At 52.9% G+C, this 17628-nt stretch carries 17 protein-coding genes; 10 read left to right on the forward strand and 7 right to left on the reverse strand.

What is annotated here, in order from left to right:
• Both FCS97_RS13545 and FCS97_RS13550 read left to right on the forward strand, forming a co-directional pair.
• Nucleotides 1-1347 carry an RsmB/NOP family class I SAM-dependent RNA methyltransferase gene (locus FCS97_RS13545; RefSeq protein WP_138518965.1) on the forward strand — a complete coding sequence of 449 codons (1347 nt, stop codon included), beginning with the start codon at nucleotides 1-3 and terminating at the stop codon, nucleotides 1345-1347.
• 132 nt (nucleotides 1348-1479) lie between these two features.
• Nucleotides 1480-2673: a DesA family fatty acid desaturase gene (locus FCS97_RS13550; protein WP_138518966.1), complete on the forward strand. Its 1194-nt coding sequence runs from the start codon at nucleotides 1480-1482 to the stop codon at nucleotides 2671-2673.
• Nucleotides 2674-3043: 370 nt separating this feature from the next.
• Here the strand turns inward: FCS97_RS13550 and rpmG are convergent, their stop codons facing one another.
• The 4 genes from rpmG to gloA form a co-directional block, all read right to left on the reverse strand.
• Nucleotides 3044-3211, reverse strand: coding sequence for a 50S ribosomal protein L33 (gene rpmG, locus FCS97_RS13555; protein ID WP_008253405.1), 168 nt, complete (start codon nucleotides 3209-3211; stop codon nucleotides 3044-3046).
• A 13-nt stretch (nucleotides 3212-3224) separates the two neighbouring features.
• Nucleotides 3225-3458 (reverse strand): 50S ribosomal protein L28, encoded by a 234-nt coding sequence (rpmB, locus tag FCS97_RS13560; protein ID WP_008253404.1) that lies wholly within the window; start codon nucleotides 3456-3458, stop codon nucleotides 3225-3227.
• Nucleotides 3459-3594: 136 nt separating this feature from the next.
• Nucleotides 3595-4278 (reverse strand): RadC family protein, encoded by a 684-nt coding sequence (gene radC, locus FCS97_RS13565; RefSeq protein ID WP_138518967.1) that lies wholly within the window; start codon nucleotides 4276-4278, stop codon nucleotides 3595-3597.
• A 42-nt stretch (nucleotides 4279-4320) separates the two neighbouring features.
• The gene (gloA, locus tag FCS97_RS13570) at nucleotides 4321-4857 is read right to left on the reverse strand and encodes a lactoylglutathione lyase (protein WP_138518968.1); all 537 of its coding nucleotides are present in this window, start codon (nucleotides 4855-4857) and stop codon (nucleotides 4321-4323) included.
• A 170-nt stretch (nucleotides 4858-5027) separates the two neighbouring features.
• Here gloA and FCS97_RS13575 point away from each other — a divergent pair, with 170 nt between their 5' ends.
• Nucleotides 5028-5492, forward strand: coding sequence for an FKBP-type peptidyl-prolyl cis-trans isomerase (locus FCS97_RS13575; protein ID WP_138518969.1), 465 nt, complete (start codon nucleotides 5028-5030; stop codon nucleotides 5490-5492).
• Nucleotides 5493-5499: 7 nt separating this feature from the next.
• Complete coding sequence (gene ispH, locus FCS97_RS13580; RefSeq protein WP_138518970.1) at nucleotides 5500-6429, forward strand: 4-hydroxy-3-methylbut-2-enyl diphosphate reductase; 930 nt, start codon at nucleotides 5500-5502, stop codon at nucleotides 6427-6429.
• Between the two features lie 29 nt (nucleotides 6430-6458).
• Here the strand turns inward: ispH and FCS97_RS13585 are convergent, their stop codons facing one another.
• Nucleotides 6459-7754, reverse strand: a complete 1296-nt coding sequence (locus FCS97_RS13585) for a hemolysin family protein (RefSeq protein ID WP_138518971.1) — start codon at nucleotides 7752-7754, stop codon at nucleotides 6459-6461.
• A 154-nt stretch (nucleotides 7755-7908) separates the two neighbouring features.
• Between FCS97_RS13585 and trhO the strand changes: the two genes are divergently transcribed.
• The 5 genes from trhO to FCS97_RS13610 all read left to right on the forward strand — a co-directional run bounded on the left by trhO (nucleotide 7909) and on the right by FCS97_RS13610 (nucleotide 13385).
• A complete protein-coding gene (gene trhO, locus FCS97_RS13590) occupies nucleotides 7909-8904 on the forward strand; it encodes an oxygen-dependent tRNA uridine(34) hydroxylase TrhO (RefSeq protein ID WP_138518972.1) in 996 nt (331 codons plus the stop codon).
• 5 nt (nucleotides 8905-8909) lie between these two features.
• Entirely contained in the window at nucleotides 8910-9587 is a 678-nt protein-coding gene (locus FCS97_RS13595; RefSeq protein ID WP_138518973.1) for a glutathione S-transferase, read from the forward strand.
• 127 nt (nucleotides 9588-9714) lie between these two features.
• A complete protein-coding gene (locus FCS97_RS13600) occupies nucleotides 9715-11154 on the forward strand; it encodes a 3-oxoacyl-ACP reductase (protein WP_138518974.1) in 1440 nt (479 codons plus the stop codon).
• 55 nt (nucleotides 11155-11209) lie between these two features.
• On the forward strand, nucleotides 11210-12490 hold the full coding sequence (locus FCS97_RS13605; RefSeq protein WP_138518975.1) for an acetyl-CoA C-acetyltransferase: 1281 nt from the start codon (nucleotides 11210-11212) through the stop codon (nucleotides 12488-12490).
• A gap of 4 nt (nucleotides 12491-12494) precedes the next feature.
• The gene (locus FCS97_RS13610) at nucleotides 12495-13385 is read left to right on the forward strand and encodes a MaoC family dehydratase (RefSeq protein WP_138518976.1); all 891 of its coding nucleotides are present in this window, start codon (nucleotides 12495-12497) and stop codon (nucleotides 13383-13385) included.
• 300 nt (nucleotides 13386-13685) lie between these two features.
• Here the strand turns inward: FCS97_RS13610 and FCS97_RS13615 are convergent, their stop codons facing one another.
• Nucleotides 13686-14345: a TetR/AcrR family transcriptional regulator gene (locus FCS97_RS13615; RefSeq protein ID WP_138518977.1), complete on the reverse strand. Its 660-nt coding sequence runs from the start codon at nucleotides 14343-14345 to the stop codon at nucleotides 13686-13688.
• 130 nt (nucleotides 14346-14475) lie between these two features.
• A complete protein-coding gene (locus FCS97_RS13620; protein WP_138518978.1) occupies nucleotides 14476-15510 on the reverse strand; it encodes an extracellular solute-binding protein in 1035 nt (344 codons plus the stop codon).
• Nucleotides 15511-15685: 175 nt separating this feature from the next.
• Between FCS97_RS13620 and FCS97_RS13625 the strand changes: the two genes are divergently transcribed.
• Complete coding sequence (locus FCS97_RS13625) at nucleotides 15686-17599, forward strand: propionate--CoA ligase (protein ID WP_138518979.1); 1914 nt, start codon at nucleotides 15686-15688, stop codon at nucleotides 17597-17599.
• Nucleotides 17600-17628: the final 29 nt, after the last annotated feature.

Consider the following 17628-nt stretch of genomic DNA (forward strand, 5'->3'; position numbering starts at 1 on the left):
ATGGTCGGCTCCACTAAAAACACGCCCTTTAGAAAACCAGTAAAACGGCGCGAAACCAAGGTAGAGCGCCAGGGCGCCCAATCGCGTTATGGCCTGGTGAGCACTGTGGCTCAGCTGATTGATTTGCTGGCCCAGTTTGAAGGCCCGGCAGATGCGGCGATTTCCCGTTTTTTCAAAGACCATCCCGAGCTGGGTGGGCGAGACCGCCCCATGGTGGCAGAGGCCGTGTATTGCTGGTTGCGCTATCGCTACCGGATCAACCACCTGGCACAGTCTGGTGAAGGCCCCTCAGTGGTTCGCCAAGCCAAGCTGGCTTTGCTGTGGTCAGGGGCGCCCGAGCAAATCTGGTCCGCTGGCAAACAGGCTGACAATGAATGGCTTAGCCGGGTGATCAATATATCTGCAGATGACCTGGGTGTGGAAGCACGCACTTGTTTGCCAGAGTGGTTTTACACCAAGCTGGCCGAACAGTTCGGGCAGGCGCGCGCCGAGTCGTTTTCGCAAGCAGTACTCAGTGCGGCACCACTGGATTTGCGCGTGAATACCGTAAAGGCCAGCACCACTGATTTGCTGGCTGCACTCACCAATATGGGTATTCAAGTGAACCCCATTGAGGGCTTGCCAGAAGGTTTGCGCGCAGTGGGCAAGCCAATCGTGGGCAAAACGGAAGTGTTCCAAGAGGGTTATTTCGAAGTACAAGACGCTGGTAGCCAGTGGGTTAGCCGCCTTGTGGCGCCGCGCCGCGGCGACCTGGTGATCGACTTTTGTGCTGGTGCCGGTGGAAAAACCCTGGCGATCGGTGCACAGATGAAAAACACGGGCCGCATTGTTGCACTGGATACTTCCGAGAAGCGTTTGGTGAAGTTCAAGCCCCGTGCAGCACGCTCGGGTTTGAGCAACTTTTACACCATGGTGATCAACGACGAAGCCGACCCGCGCCTGAACAAATACTTCGGCAAGGCCGACCGTGTGGTGACCGATGTGCCTTGCAGCGGCATGGGAACCTTAAGGCGTAACCCGGATCTTAAATTTAGACAGAACTTGCAGAGTCTGGCAGAATTGACCGCGAAGCAAAAATCCATCATCGAGCATGCAGCCAAGTTGGTAAAGCCCGATGGTCGGCTTGTTTACATCACATGCAGTGTTCTTCGTGATGAAAATGAAGACATTGTCAATGCGTTCTTGGAAAGTCACCCGGAATTCCGGCTTCGCCGCTGGACTGAAGTGTTGAACCCCGGAGAACGGCCTGCCAAGGCGAACACGACTGACGACATGCTTCGATTGTGGCCTGAGGATGGTGAATCCGATGGCTTCTTTGCAGCAGTGTTACAACGTTCCAAAGCCTGAACTGAATATAAATTCCAAATGTGTTCCGGCTTTAAAAGTACACTTGTACACTGAAAATATGATACGGCTCCTTCAGAAGCAAATTGAGATGGCCGTAACCTTTGAAATACGACCTGTTGAGAGTTAGTGAATATGATTGAATTTTTGACCTCGGGCATTACCGGTGCCAGCATTGGCCAAATGGTGATTTACACCCTGATTGTGACCCACATCACCATTGTGGCGGTCACCGTGTACCTGCACCGCTGCCAGGCCCACCGTGCCCTGGAAGTGCACCCAGCGTTGGCGCATTTTTTCCGCGCCTGGTTGTGGTTGACCACCGGCATGAGCACCCGCGCCTGGGCTGCCATCCACCGCAAGCACCACGCCAAATGTGAAACACCCGATGATCCCCACAGCCCGCAAACCCGTGGCCTGAAAACCGTATTCTGGCGTGGTGCCGAGTTGTACCGTGCTGAATCTAAGAACAAGGAAACGCTAGCCAAGTACAGCCATGGCACACCCAGTGACTGGCTGGAGTTTCAGGTGTACGAGCGTTTCCCATGGCAAGGCGTGGGTTTCACCTTGGTTCTTAGTTTCATTTTGTTTGGATTCCCCGGTGTGAGCATTTGGGCCATTCAAATGTTGTGGATCCCTGTATTGGCCGCTGGTGTGATCAACGGCATTGGTCACTACTGGGGGTACCGCAATTTTGATTGCCCCGACGCCAGCCGCAATATTTCACCCCTCGGTATCCTGATTGGCGGTGAAGAGCTGCACAACAACCACCACACGCACGCCACGTCGGCCAAGTTGAGCAACAAGTGGTATGAGTTCGACATTGGCTGGATGTACATCAAGATTTTCAGTTTCCTTGGCCTGGCCAAGGTGAAAAAAGTGGCTGAATCGCCGAAGTTTTCCTCTGAAAGCAAGCCAGTACTTAGCTTGACGACTGTGCAGGCTGTTGTGAACCACCGTTACGACGTGATGGCGCGCTATGCCAGTTCCATGCGCAAGGCTTTCCGTTCTGAAGTGGCTGCTTTGAAGCAAAAAGCGGCGAATGCTCAAGAGCGCAAGGTGTTGTCCAAGGGCACCAAGCTTCTGTCGATCGACGAGAGCAAGCTGTGCGATGTGCAGCGTGCCGAGTTGGCCCAATTGTGTGCCCAGTCCAAGATGATCAACACTTTGGTTGAAATGCGCACTGAGCTTCGCCAGATTTGGGAAAAAACCAATTTGAGCCGCGAGCAAATGCTGGTTCAGCTGCAAGCCTGGTGCGAGCGTGCTGAGCAAAGCGGTATTCGCTGGCTGGAAGACATGTCGATCCGGATTCGTCGTTACGCGGCGTAATTTGAAACTTGGTTCAATTTGTGAAAGCCGCTGATGAGAATCAGCGGCTTTTTTTGTGGGTAGCTTGCAGGTGGTGTTTTGCAGCAGCGTTACCCATCCTGCCAAGATCCAAGTCGAATTCCCCGCTTTTGATTCTGGCTTAGGGCATGCGAAACGCCAAAGCGTCTTCGCATCGCTTGCTTCGCAATCGCCCCTCGCTGCGAATCAAGCGGGCGACTTGATCTTGAATCGGCAGGATGATGCAACGCTGCCGCAAATCACCCAAGCCACATCTACATCAACTATTAAGCCTCGCCGAAGCACTGGCCAACAAAAAACCCGCTCTGAATTTCAGTAGCGGGTTTCTGTAGAAACAGCGAAGTAGTTTGAATTACTTCAACTTGGTTTCTTTGTATGACACATGCTTACGAACCACTGGATCGTATTTCATGATTTCAATTTTCTCGGGCTTCGTGCGCTTGTTCTTGGTCGTGGTGTAGAAGTGACCAGTACCAGCAGAAGATTCGAGTTTGATTTTTTCGCGACCACCTTTAGCCATGATTTACTCCTGCTTAGATTTCGCCACGTGCACGAAGATCGGCCAAAACGGCATCAATGCCATTCTTGTCGATTGTGCGCAGGGCGTTGTTTGTTAGACGCAGGCGAACCCAGCGGTTTTCGCTTTCAACCCAGAACTTGCGTGACTGCAAGTTAGGCAGGAAACGACGTTTTGTTTTGTTGTTGGCGTGGGAAACTTTGTTTCCAACCATCGGGCGCTTACCCGTTACTTGACATACGCGAGCCATGATGACCCCAAAAAATTCAGCAAATTAGTGTATCTGCAAAACCACACGGCATAAATTGAAAAGCCATGGATTTGCGGCGAAGTCCAAGATTGTAACCAATTACGATTGTTTTGCCCAGCCTTTTTTGCGGAAAAAATCAAAAAGGTGGGCGATTGTTGAGTCTGTACGAATACCCACAGGTGGGACCAACAACCAAATGGTCGACCAAGTCTATATCAACAAGGGCCAAGGCGGCTGAAAGCTCGCGTGTCAGGCGGTCGTCCGCGCTGCTGGGGGTGCAGCAGTCGCTGGGATGATTGTGGGCCACCATGAGGCGTGGCGCATTGGTTTGTATGGCGAATTTAAGCACTTCACGCGGGAAAACAGCGGTTTTGTTGACCGTTCCACTGGACAGTATTTTGTGGTCAAGCACTTTAAGTTGGCTGTCCAGGGCAATGACCAAAAAGTTTTCAACGTCGCTTAGGCCTATTTGAGCCCGCACAAATTGTTCAAACTGGTCAGGCGTGCTCAGCGAGTTGGGTGTCTCGCGTAATTCATGATTCAGGCAGCGTTTCGCCATTTCAAGGCAGGCACGAAGTTGCGCATATTTGGCTTCGCCAAGGCCACGAATTTGAACCCATTCCGCCAGCGAAACACGATTCAGGTTTTGTAAGCCACCGAACTGCGTGATCATTTCACGGGCCAAGTCGACTGCACTTTTGCCAGGCAGGCCTGTGCGAAGGAATATGGCAAGTAACTCGGCATCGGAAAGCGCTTGTGCCCCCTGCTTGATCAGCCGCTCGCGTGGGCGGTCGTGTTTGGGCCAGCTTTGTATGCTCATGAAGAATTGAGTTGGAAAGCCACTAAGTGGCCTTCAGCCAGTTCAAGTTCCCAATTTGTGCAACAAGGAGGGCTGCACAATCTCGATCCAGTAACCATCAGGGTCTTTGATGAAGGCGACATCCTTCATCTTGCCTTGCTCAGGGCGTTTCACATACGAAACCTGGTTTTCGTCAAACCAGCGCACTGCGGCTGCCAGATCGGGGACCGAAAAACAAATGTGTCCGAACCCTTGTGGTTGCTGGTTTCCATCGTGGTACTTGAATTCGGGATCGTTTTCTGTGCCCCAGTTGTGGGTCAATTCCAGAATGCCCGCCTGGCTGAATGTCCAGGCCGTACGGGCGCCTTCATCTTCGGGGATTGCATCAGTTTCATTGACTCTGGCCAGAAAATAGAGCGAGAACTTCATTTCGGGAAAGTCCAGTTTCCGGAGCACCCGCATGCCCAACACACGGGTATAAAAATCAAGTGATACTGCGGGGTCTTTCACCCGCAACATGCTGTGGTTCAAGACAAACCCTTGCGTGGCCGCAGGTGCCGTGGGGCTGACCCCGGGATGGTTCTCTGTGTTGAAGGTCATGGCGTTCAAACTCCTTGGTTCGTTTTTGAATGCGAATATTTAGTAATCACATGAATGTTATTACCACAATGTGAGCTTGAACTCGAACCATTCGCGCCCGTGTCGGGCTGCCTGAGTGCTTCCAAAGGCGTAGAATAGAGCCGTTTTTGAAATGAATTCAGGATGTTGAAATGACTGACGCAGTACAGCCCAAGCCCGTGGTGAACGAATCTTCGTTTGTGACCCTGCATTACCGCATTCGCTTGGCTGACAGCCAGCAGGTGATTGTGTCCACTTTCGAGGACAAACCCGCAACCTTGAGCATTGGTGCAGGCCAATTGGCTGAGGGGCTTGAGCGTTGCCTGTTCGGCATGCAGGCCGGGCAGCGTGACATATTTACTTTGCCTGCCGGTAGCGGTTACGGCGACACCAATCCCGATTTGTACCGCCCCGTGAGCAAGGCATTGTTGTCGAAGTACGCTGAAGAAGGCACCACGTTTGAGCCTGGTGAGTTTGTGCATTTTCCCGCACCCGATGGTGGCCAGTTTGCTGGCACCGTGGTGGAAGAGCGTGAAGATGACATTTTGTTCGACTTTAACCACCCCTTGGCAGGCAAGGCACTGACCTTTGAAGTGCAGTTGATTGGGGTGCTGTGAGGTGAGTATGGAAATTAGCCTGGCCCAACCGCGCGGTTTTTGTGCCGGTGTAGACCGCGCCATTGAAATTGTGGAACGCGCGCTTCAGCAGTTCGGTTCGCCCATTTACGTGAAGCATGAAATTGTGCACAACAAAACGGTGGTCGAGGACCTGCGTGGCAAGGGTGCAATTTTTGTGGATGAACTGGAAGATGTACCCACTGGCTCCACAGTTGTTTTTTCTGCCCATGGTGTGTCGCAAGACGTTCGCACCCAAGCGGAAAGCCTGGGCTTGAAGGTCTTTGATGCCACTTGCCCGTTGGTGACCAAGGTGCATGTGGAAGTGAGCAAAATGCGTGCGCAGGGTTGTGAAATCATCATGATTGGCCATGAAGGCCACCCTGAGGTAGAAGGCACCATGGGGCAGGTGAAGGACGGTATTTATCTGGTTGAAACCGAGGACGATGTGGCCAAACTGGACATTGCAGCGGGTACGCAACTGGCGTTCGTTACTCAAACCACTTTGAGTGTGGATGATGCCTCCAAAGTGATCGCGGCGCTGAAAGCGAAGTATCCCGACATTCGCGAGCCCAAGAAGGCGGACATTTGTTATGCCACGCAAAATCGCCAGGATGCCGTGAAATTCATGGCTCGCCAGGTTGATTTGGTTTTGGTGGTGGGTAGCCCCAGCAGCTCCAATTCCAATCGCTTGCGCGAGGTGGCAGAGAAACTGGGCGTGCCAGCCAAGTTGATTGAGAATGCCGACAGCCTGGAGAAAAGCTGGTTTGAGGGTGTGAAACACATTGGCTTGACAGCAGGTGCCTCAGCCCCGGAGCACTTGGTTCAGGGTGTGGTGAAGCGCTTGAAAGAGTGGGGTGCTTTGTCGGTTCGTAACATGGAAGGCGTGGAGGAAAACATTGCTTTTCCAATGCCTAAAGGTTTGAACCCCAGGGCTTGAACCCCAGGGTTTGAATTTCTGGTGTTGAATTAGCCCGGCTGTTTGGGAGTGGCCAGTACCTGGTCCACCCTGTTTCGGTCGACGTCGACCACCTCAAAACGCCAGTTGTTCCAGTCGAATTTCTCGGTTTTCTTCGGAATTCGACCCAGGGAAGCCAACACGAAGCCACCCACCGTATGAAAGTTGCCCAAATCTTCTTGGGGCAAGTCGCGTATGCCCAATTTGATTTTCATTTCATCGATGGGCAGCAAACCATCGAGTAACCAGGAACCATCTTCGCGTTTTACGGCCAGTGCTTCTTCGGGGGTGTCCATCATGGGCATCATATCGCCTACCACGCTTGATAAAACATCGTCGATGGTCACAATGCCCTCGGTCATGCCGAATTCGCTGACCACAAATGCAAATGTTTTTTTCTGCTGACGGAATGTGCGCAGCAAATCAACCAGCGTGAGCGAAGCTGGCACAAACAGCGCGTTTTGTAGCGGAATTTCCGCGAAGTCGATGTCGCCTTCCATGGCGGCTTGAAGAATGTCGTGGCTTTCTGCCACGCCGATGACTTGCTGCAAACTGCCTTTGCAAATGGGCAGCATGGAGTGGGGCGCTTCGCGCAGCAAGCGCAGGTTGTCCTCGCGCGGCGCGTGCAGATCAAGATAGGCGATGTCGCTGACCGGTGTCATGACCGAGGCCAGGCGTCGGTCTTCCAAGCGCAGCACATTGCTCATGAGGTGGCGTTCTTCGGGGGCCAGCATGCCTGTTTTTGCGCCTTCGTCCAGAAAAGCCTGTATTTCTTCGATAGTGCTGACGGCCGGTGCGGCTTTGAACGGGATGAAACTGAGCACCAAATCAGAGCCCTTGGACAACAAGGCGATGGCGGGGCTGAGCAGCTTCAGGAATACCGACATGAAGGGGGCGCAGAATGCAGCAACTTGTTCCGGGTTGGCAATCGCCAGACGCTTGGGAACAATTTCACCAAAAATAATTGAAAAACCGGTAACCAAGGCAATGGTCACGGTGAATGAAATGACATTGGCCCAATCGGTCAGCGCGGGGACATATTGATCGATGACCTGCTGAAAGGTGGCTGTGAGCGCGGATTCTCCATAAATACCCATGAGAAGTGCGGCAGCCGTAATGCCGGTTTGTGTGGCGGCCAGAAGGCGGCTTGGGTTGTCCATGATTTGCAGGGCAATTCGGGCTTTTGGGTTGCCTGCATTGGCCATGGCTTGTAGTTTGGAGCGGCGGCTGGAGGCCAGCGCCATTTCTGACAAGGCAAAAAAGCCAGAGATCAAAATCAAAAGGACCAAAATCCAGAAGGCATTCATGTTGTGTGTTCTTTTTGTGGGTATTGCTGCCGCAAATCGCGGTGCTGCAAGCAGTTTACCAAAGCCCGTGTCGCTTTGGCTTTTTGCTTGATTGGGTAAAACCCGGGGCTCGGTTACAATAGCGGGCTAAGTTAAATCAACAGAAAGAATTGCCATGGCGATGACTGAAGACACCATTCCACAATCTGACCAAATCGTAGTCGCTGCCTTGTACAAGTTTGTCAGCCTGCCCGATTTTGAAGAGATCAAGCCAAGTCTTGAAGCGGTGTGCACGAGCAACGGCGTGCTGGGTACTTTGTTGTTGGCCAAAGAGGGGATCAACGGCACTGTGAGTGCGCCACGTGAAGGCATTGTTGCATTGATGAATTACTTGTGGAGCGACGCCCGGTTTGCCGATTTGGCACCCAAGTATTCGATTGCACCCGAACAGGCCTTCACGCGGATGAAAGTGAAGTTGAAGCGCGAGATTGTCACCATGGGCAAAGACGGTATCGACCCCAAGCGCCTGGTGGGCCGTTATGTAAAACCTGCCGACTGGAATGCCCTGATTCAAGACCCGGACACCTTGGTGATTGATACCCGCAACAATTACGAGTACGCAATTGGTACTTTTGAGGGCGCAGTCGACCCAGCCACCACCACATTCCGTGAATTCCCGGAATGGGTTGAAAAGAATTTGAAAAGCCTGCCTGCCGAGCAGCGACCCAAGAAAATTGCCATGTTTTGTACGGGTGGTATTCGCTGCGAGAAGTCGACTGCGTACATGCTGGAACAGGGTTTCGACGAGGTTTACCACCTTGAAGGCGGCATTTTGAAATACCTGGAAGAAATTCCGGAAGAACAAAGCTTGTGGAAAGGCGAGTGTTTTGTGTTTGACCAGCGGGTGTCAGTGACCCACGGTTTGCAGGTGGGGCATTACGACCTGTGCCACGCTTGCCGCATGCCGATCACGGATGAAGAAAAGCAAAGCGAAAAATACATTCAGGGCGTGGGTTGTCCGCATTGCTATGATTCATTGACGGATGATCAAAAGCAGCGTTTTGGCGAGCGCCAAAAGCAAATTCAGTTGGCCAAAATGCGCAATGAAAAGCACATTGGCCGCAAGATGCCACCCAAAGAAATGCCCACCAAAGAAACGCATGCGGAGTAAATAGGGTGGAGCACCAACTGGGTTTGCCTGTGCTGTACACCTTTCGCCGCTGCCCCTATGCCATGCGCGCAAGGTTGGCCATCGTGGCTGCTGGTTTGAAGGTCGAAGTACGCGAACTGGTGTTGCGTGCAAAACCTGCTCACATGCTTGAAATTTCACCGAAGGGCACGGTGCCGGTGCTTTGGTTGCAAGACGGTACAGTGATTGATGAAAGCCTGGATGTAATGTGCTGGGCAGTGGGTCAGAATTTTCCAGCAAGCTGGTTGGTGTTGACAGCCGAACAGCAGCAACAGTGCGATGAATGGATCGCGTTGCTCGACGGCGAGTTCAAACGCAACCTTGACCGCTACAAGTACCCGCACAGATACCACACGGACACCGACACCTGCGATCCTCTCGAGCACCGCGCGGCGTGTGAGAAAATTCTGACCCTGTGGGATGAAGCACTGGCGCAACAAGGCCCATGGCTATTTGGCAACAGGCCCAGCTTCGCAGACTATGCAATTTTGCCTTTCGTGCGCCAGTTTCGAATTGCCGACGAGGCCTGGTTTGATGCTGTAGCGGGCTACGATGCGCTCAAGTTGTGGCTCAGCGCTTTTTTGGCATCGCCTGTGCTGGAACAAGCCATGGTGAAGTACACCCCTTGGCAACCCGGCGACACACCTTTAACCTTTCCGGGTTAGAGACGACCCTCTACGATTTTCTGGTCAAGTTTCTATACACTCGCAAGTTACGCAACAGTAACATTGTCTTGCTGGGCTATGCTAAGCCCTGAAAAAAGACATTCCCCCTATAAGAAGGACGAGACTCATGGCCGACAAAATTCTTGAATTTGTTCACACCTCCACAGGTAAACAAATTGCCGCCGCACTGGGCCTGCCCGTGCCCCCACAGTTGAAGCGCGCCAAAGCTGGCTATGCTGAAAAATCGTTGGCCAGTGCCAATGCTTTGGTGGGTGCCAGCGCATTTGGCCCGGTTGCCACCGCGGTGGTGAAGGGTTTGAATGCCATGGGCGCGTCCATTAAAGTGTCAGCCGATTTGGCGGGTCTGGATGGCATTAAGCAAGCTGCTGCAAAAGCCAAAGTGGAAGTGAGCATTTCTCAGGCCGACAACGGCGTGCCCGAGAACGTGTATGTGCTTGATGTAACAGCCGCTGCCAATGTGGCTGACCTGCGTTTGTTGTACGACTTCTTCAACCCACGCCTGCGCAAAGTGCCATCGAACAGCCGCATTGTGGTGATTGGTCGCACACGCGGTGATTGCAAAGACGCCTTGGCTGAAACAGCCCAATCGTCATTGCCCGGTTTCATTCGCAGCCTTGCAAAAGAAAGCGGCAAGAATGGCACAACCGCCAATTTGATTCAGGTAAAAACCGGCGCAGAAAATGGCATTGAAGGTGCATTGCGCTTTTTCCTGAGTCCCCATTCAGCATTCGTAACCGGCCAGGTGTTGCCCGTGGTTGGCGCACCCAAGGGTGTGAAAGTTGCTGCGTTTTCCGAAAAGCCATTGACCGGCAAGCTGGCCGTGGTCACCGGCGCTGCACGCGGCATTGGTGCGGCCATTGCCGAAGTGTTGGCCCGTGAAGGTGCAACCGTGATTGGTGTGGACCGCCCCGCGGACGAGAGCGTGTTGGGTACCACCATGAGCAGCATTGGCGGTATTGCCTGCCCCTTGGACATTACCGATGCAGACGCCGGCAAGAAGCTGGCTGCAGTTGCGGCTGACGCAGTGGCCAATAAGGGCGGCAAGATCGACATCATCGTTCACAACGCTGGTATTACCCGAGACAAAATGATGCGCAACATGGCCGCCCACCTGTGGGACATGGTGCTGGATGTGAACCTGGGTGCGATTGTTCGTTGTAACGACCAATTGTTGGCAGGCGATGCCTTCGGTGCGAATGCCCGCATTGTGTGTATTTCATCGATTGGTGGCATTGCCGGCAACGCAGGCCAAACCAACTACGCCGCTACAAAGAGCGCCGTGATTGGTTATGTGGATGCCATGGCCAAGCAACTGGAAGGCAAGGGCATTTCAATTAACGCGATTGCGCCTGGCTTTATCGAAACTCAAATGACAGCGGCTATTCCTGTGGTAACCCGCGAAGTGGCACGTCGTTTGTCCAGCCTGTCGCAGGGCGGTTTGCCAGTGGACATTGCTGAAGCAGTGACCTTCATGGCCAGCCCCTTGGCTGCGGGTGTAAACGGCGCCACGCTGCGTGTGTGCGGACAAAACCTGGTGGGTGCGTAATTTATTTATCAATTGAATACGCTGCCCGCAATTAAAAAATTATCTGGAGAAAACTATGAAACACGGTCGTCGCGTTGCCATTATTGGCGGTTCACGCATTCCATTTGCACGTTCAAACACAGCCTACATTGGTAAATCCAACCAGGACATGCTGACTGCAGCATTCCGTGGCGTGGTCGACAAATTCCAGTTGCACGGTGAAGAACTGGGCGATGTGGTTGCTGGTGCTGTAGTGAAGCACAGCCGCGATTTTTCCCTGTGCCGTGAATCTGTATTGAGTTCAGGCCTGAGCCCAATGACACCTGCATTTGATATTCAGCAGGCGTGTGGCACTGGTTTGGAAGCTGCAATCGTTGTGGCCAACAAAATTGCCTTGGGTCAAATTGAAGTGGGCATGGCTGGTGGTGTAGACACCACCACCGATGCACCAATCGCAGTGAGCGAAGGCCTGCGCAAAATTTTGCTGGAAGCCAACCGCGCCCGCGACACCAAAGGCAAATTGGCTGCCCTGCTGAAAATTCGCCCGAAGCACCTGGCACCACTGCCACCTGCCAACGCTGAACCCCGTACAAAAATGAGCATGGGTGCGCACTGTGAAGTGATGGCGCAAACCTGGGGCATTACCCGCGAAGAGCAGGATGAGTTGGCTGTAAGCAGCCACTTGAAAGCCGCCAAGGCCTACGAAGAAGGTTTCTTTGATGACCTGGTGGTACCTTTCAATGGTTTGACCCGCGACAACAACTTGCGCGCCGATTCTTCAGTAGAACGCCTGCAAGGGTTGAAGCCCGCGTTTGACCGCAAGAGCGGCAAGGGCACCATGACTGCCGGTAACTCCACACCGTTGACCGACGGCGCGTCTGCCGTGTTGTTGGCTTCTGAAGACTGGGCAAAGGCACGTGGCATTCAGCCATTGGCTTACCTCACATTCAGCGAAACGATTGGTGTTGATTTCGTGTCGGGCAAAGAAGGTTTGTTGATGGCCCCGGCCTACGCGGTGCCACGCATGTTGAAGAAAGCCAACATGAAGCTGCAAGACTTCGATTTTTATGAAATTCATGAAGCGTTTGCCGCGCAGGTTTTGTGTACATTGAAGTCTTGGGAAGATCCCAAGTTCTGCAAGGAAAAACTGGGTCTGGATGCCGCGCTGGGTTCAATTGACCGCAGCAAGCTGAACGTGAAAGGTGGTTCCTTGGCGGTGGGTCATCCATTCGCAGCCACAGGCGGCCGCATTATTGCGACACTGGCCAAACTGCTGAATGAGAAAGGCAGCGGCAAAGGCTTGATCTCCATTTGTGCAGCCGGTGGTATCGGTGTAACTGCAATTATCGAGAAGTGAAATCATGAGCGTGAATGACACCCTGAAAGCAGCGGCGAAATTTTTCGAGCTGTCTGAATTTCCAAATGGCAAGGCGCTGCTGCTGAAGGCTGCCACCACGTCCAACAAAAAACCAAAACCCGACACGCAGGCGGCCCGCCTGGGTGCACGGGTGAAGAAAGTGTTTATCGACCGTGAGTGGGTGCGCCAGTACAACGCGGTGTGTGGTTTCAAGGAAGATGAAATTTCCTTGACAGCACCGCAGGTGGTGGCTTCCCCATTGCACATGTATTTGCTCAGCCGTCCAGAGCACCCCATGCCGATGTTGGGCATGGTTCACTTGCACAATTCAATTGAATGTAGCAAGCCGCTGGAATACGGTGTGCCCTACGATGTGGTGGTGACTGTGGGTGAAACCCGCAGCATTTCACTGGGCCTGGAATTTGATGTGCACACGCAGTTTTTGGTGGGTGAAGAAGTGCACTGGAGCAGCGTGATGACCATTTTGTGCCGTGTGAAAGGAATGCCAAAGCCGGCAACCAAGCCAGCACCTGTTGAGCCATTGAGTGCGGTTGGTGCGCAATATGCTGCTGTGACAGTACCCGAGAACCAAGGCCGTAAATACGCCAAGGTGTCGAACGATTACAACCCGATTCACTTGTACGCGCAAACCGCGAAAATGTTTGGTTTCAAGCAAGCGATTGTGCATGGCATGTGGACTGCTGCAAAAACTTTGAGCATTGTTGAAGCTGCTTTGGGTGTGCACGCAAGCAAGTTTGATTTGTCGTTTAAGCAGCCGGTGTTTTTGCCGTCTGGCATTTCGGTGAAGCACGTAACAGCGGATGGTGCTTCGAAGTTTGAGGTGCTGGCTGAGCGTGATTCGAAAGTGCTGATGGTGGGAAGTATTGTAAGTTGATTGGTGCGGTGTGTCGGCTTCGCATCGCGTTACTCATTGCGCCTTAATCAAGTCGAATTCCCCTTCTTGACTCTGGCTTGGGGCATGCGAAACACAAAAGTGTGTTCGCATCGGATCCTCGCGGATCCGCCCCTCGCTGCGAATCAAACCGGGCGACTTGATCTTGAATCGGCGCAATGATGCAACGCTGCTGCAAAGCCTTGGCACTCCACTAACTACGGGCAGGCTTTCAGGCGGGGGAGGGCATGCGACTTGGCAGATGCCATTAAGCAATCGACAAATCCAACTTTGAAACAACCGCTATCGCGCGGAAAGTCCCGGCATCAAACTGGTTTCGATCATTTTCTGCATGTCCCGAATCGGAATTTCCGGGTGTTGAATCCACCACCTGGCACCCGCTTCAACCGCCCCTACCATGATGTTGGCCAGGGCAACGGCCTGAATGCCTGCCTTGTCACCATTCTTGCCTTTGGGTGGGTCGTTGAGTTCTTCGATGGTTTTGGCCGAGGCTTCAATAAAGCTGTTTCGGAAAAAGGCCACCTTCTCGCCAACCGGACCCACACTGGTCAATGCTTCGTTGTACAACACCGACCAACCATCCCTGTGGCGTTCTACAAACGTCAAGAAGCTGAGCATGATCAGTTTCAGTCGCTCTTTTGGATTGGGGTTGGCCATCAGCAAGCTTAAACCTGACATGAGGTGATTGCCGACCTGTGTAATGGTGGCGAGGTAAAGCGCGTCTTTGGAGCCAAAGTAGCGGTAGAGCAGCGGCTTGGTGACACCTGCGCCTTCGGCGATTTGCTCCATGCTGGTGGAGTGGAATCCGTGGCGAGAAAACACTGAGCCAGCAACATCCAGAATTTGACTCATTCGTTGTTCTTTGGGCACCTTTCGTGTGCCCAGGCGTTTGGTCTCGAGGGTAGGCGCTGCGTTTTTATTGTTGTCGTTCGCTTTTTTCACCAATTTACTAGCCGGTTACATTGACGTTTTGAAGTGTAACAAGCTTCTTTCAGTTTTGTGAACAAAAAAAGCCCCACAAAAAGTGTGGGGCTTTTTTACAGAGGGACTGTAGGTAAGTTGCAGATTTGCCTTACTTGTAGCCCACGCGGTCCATGATTTGCTGTGACAAGGCTGTGTTGGCAGCCAAGGTTTTGGCAGGTGTAACGTCTTGCTTGAAGGGGCCCAAGGACTCCAAAGCAGGGTTGTCTACCTTCACGCCGGGAACTGTGGGCCATTCATTGTTGCCGTTGGCGAAGTACTTCTGGGCCGAGTCGCTGGCCAGGTATTCCAGAAACTTGATGGCGCCTTCGCGATTGGGGGCATTTTTGGCCACAGCGCCGCCAGACACGTTCATGTGAACGCCATAGCTGCTTTGGTTTGGCCAAATGAAACCAACCTTGGACACCACTTCCTTGTCTTCGGGTTTGGAGGAGTTCAGCAGGCGAACCCAGTAGTAGCTGTTGCTCAAGGCCACGCCACATTCACCGGAGGCCACTGCGCGAATTTGGTCAGTATCGCCACCCTTGGGGCTGCGTGCCATATTGGCCACAACGCCTTGTGCCCAGGTTTCAGCGCCTTTCTCGCCCAAGTGGCTGATCATGCTGCTCATCAATGAAAGCATGTAGGGGTGCGAGCCGGTGCGGGTGCATACTTTGCCTTTCAAGGCTGGTTTGGCCAAGTCTTCGTAGTTCTGGGCCAATTTGGGGTCAACGTTGGCCTTGTTGTACACAATGACGCGGCTGCGAGCTGAGAATGCGTACCACAGGCCGTTTTCACCGGTGAATTGAGCGGGGATTCTGTCGCCAAGTACCTTGGATTTCACGGGTTGAAACAGACCATCTTGTTGCGCAGTGGCGAGGCGGGCTGCATCCACCAGCAAGACCACGTCGGCAGGGCTGCGCGCACCTTCACTGCGCATGCGCTCCAGCAGGGCCTCATCACCCAGTTCAAGGCGCTTGATGGCAATGCCGGTTTGCTTGGTGAAGTCTTCATACATTTTCTCATCGGTTGAGTAATGGCGGGCTGAATACAGGTTGATGACCTTGTCATCGGCCTGGGCCACGGCGCCGAAGCCAATCAAACTGGCGATGGAAACTGAAATCAGTTTTTTGAAAGTGTTATTCATGGTGATAAGGACTTTCCTGAGAGTGGTTGGGTTACTTTTGACTTCAATAGTCTAGCAAATAGAAATCATTTATGTAACAAGAAGTGTTCTCGTTTAACAATAAATTTGTTGGTAGTCAGAGTGTCGTAAGCGCGAGTTTCTACATTGAGTGCAACAAGAATGAGGAGACAGTGCTGTGGTTGAGCAAGCGAAGTACCAGTCCAACGGGACTTATCAGAATTTGTATGATGAATCCATTCGCAATCCCAAGGGTTTTTGGGCCCGACAGGCGGATTTGATTCATTGGCAAAAGCCGTTTGAGAAGGTGCTGGATGACAGCAAACCGCCTTTCGCTGCCTGGTACGTGGGTGGAGAAACCAACCTGTGTTACAACGCTGTAGACCGGCACCTGGACCAGTTGGGCGACAAGCCAGCCCTCATTTACGTGTCCACGGAAGTGGATCAGGAAAAGGTGTACACCTTTCGCCAATTGCACCAAGAGGTGCAGATAGCAGCCGCGATGCTGCAAAAAATGGGTGTTAAAAAAGGCGACAGGGTGTTGATTTACATGCCAATGATTCCCGAAGCGACCTTTGCGATACTGGCCTGCGCACGAATTGGTGCCATTCATTCGGTGGTGTTTGGCGGTTTTGCATCGCACAGTTTGGCGTCCCGAATTGAAGATGCGAAGCCGAAAGTGATTGTGTCAGCCGACGCGGGGTCACGCGCAGGCAAAGCGGTGGCGTACAAACCGCTGTTGGATGAGGCCATTGAGCGTTCAAGTTACAAGCCAGGCAATGTGCTGATGGTGAACCGAGGCTTGGTGCCTTTCACTTCAGTCGCCGGACGCGATCACGATTACGCCAGCTTGCGAAAGGAACTGGCCACGGCGAAAGTGCCCGTGACCTGGCTACAGGCGACTGACACCAGTTACATTTTGTACACCAGTGGCACCACAGGAAAACCCAAAGGTGTGCAGCGCGACGTGGGTGGATACGCAGTGGCATTGGCTGCGTCCATGAAATACATTTTCATGGGGGAAAAAGGGAAAACGTTTTTTGCCACCAGCGACATAGGCTGGGTGGTGGGGCACAGCTACATTATTTATGGCCCCTTGATTGCAGGCATGGCCACGGTGATGTACGAGGGCGTGCCCATTCGGCCAGACGCTGGCATTTGGTGGAAGATTGTTCAAGATCACAAAGTGTCGGTGTTGTTCTCGGCACCTACCGCCGTTCGGGTTCTGAAAAAGCAAGACCCGGCGTACCTGAGCAAATATGATTTGAGTTCGCTCAAAGCGTTGTTTTTGGCGGGCGAACCTTTGGATGAAACCACGTCGGACTGGATCTCAAGCGCAATCGGAAAACCGATTGTGGACAATTATTGGCAAACCGAAACGGGCTGGCCTATTTTGGCAGTACAGCGTGGCGTGGAAGAAATGCCGGGCAAGCTGGGTAGCCCGGGTGTGCCCGTGTTCGGTTTCAATGTGAATGTGTTGAATGAAGACACAGCGCAGCCTTGCAAAGCCAATGAAAAGGGTGTGGTTGCCATTGAGGGGCCACTGCCACCCGGTTGTATGCAAACGGTGTGGGGCGACGATGAGCGCTTTGTGAAAACCTATTGGTCGAGCTTCAAGACACGGCAGGTGTACTCCACATTTGATTGGGGTATTCGCGACGAAGATGGATATTTCTTCATTCTTGGTCGCACCGACGATGTGATTAACGTGGCTGGTCACCGCTTGGGCACTCGCGAAATCGAGGAAAGTATTTCTTCGCACCCGGCTGTGGCGGAAGTGGCCGTGGTGGGTGTGGCTGACCAGGTGAAAGGACAGGTTGCAGTGGCGTTTGCCATTTTGAAGTCGGCTGATGCGGTGGATGACGCACAAGCCAAAACGCTGGAATCGGAAATCATGAAAGTGGTGGATGGACAGTTGGGTGCAGTGGCCAGGCCAGCAAGGGTTTACTTTGTCAACGTATTGCCGAAAACCCGTTCAGGCAAACTGTTGCGCCGCTCGATTCAGGCCGTGTGTGAGGGCCGTGATCCTGGCGACATGACCACGATTGAAGACCCCACTGCACTTGCACAAATCAAGAGCGCCATGGTTTGAATAGGGAACAGGTGTGAAGCACTCAAACA

Source organism: Limnobacter alexandrii, from assembly GCF_005871185.1.
GTDB lineage: Bacteria > Pseudomonadota > Gammaproteobacteria > Burkholderiales > Burkholderiaceae_B > Limnobacter > Limnobacter alexandrii.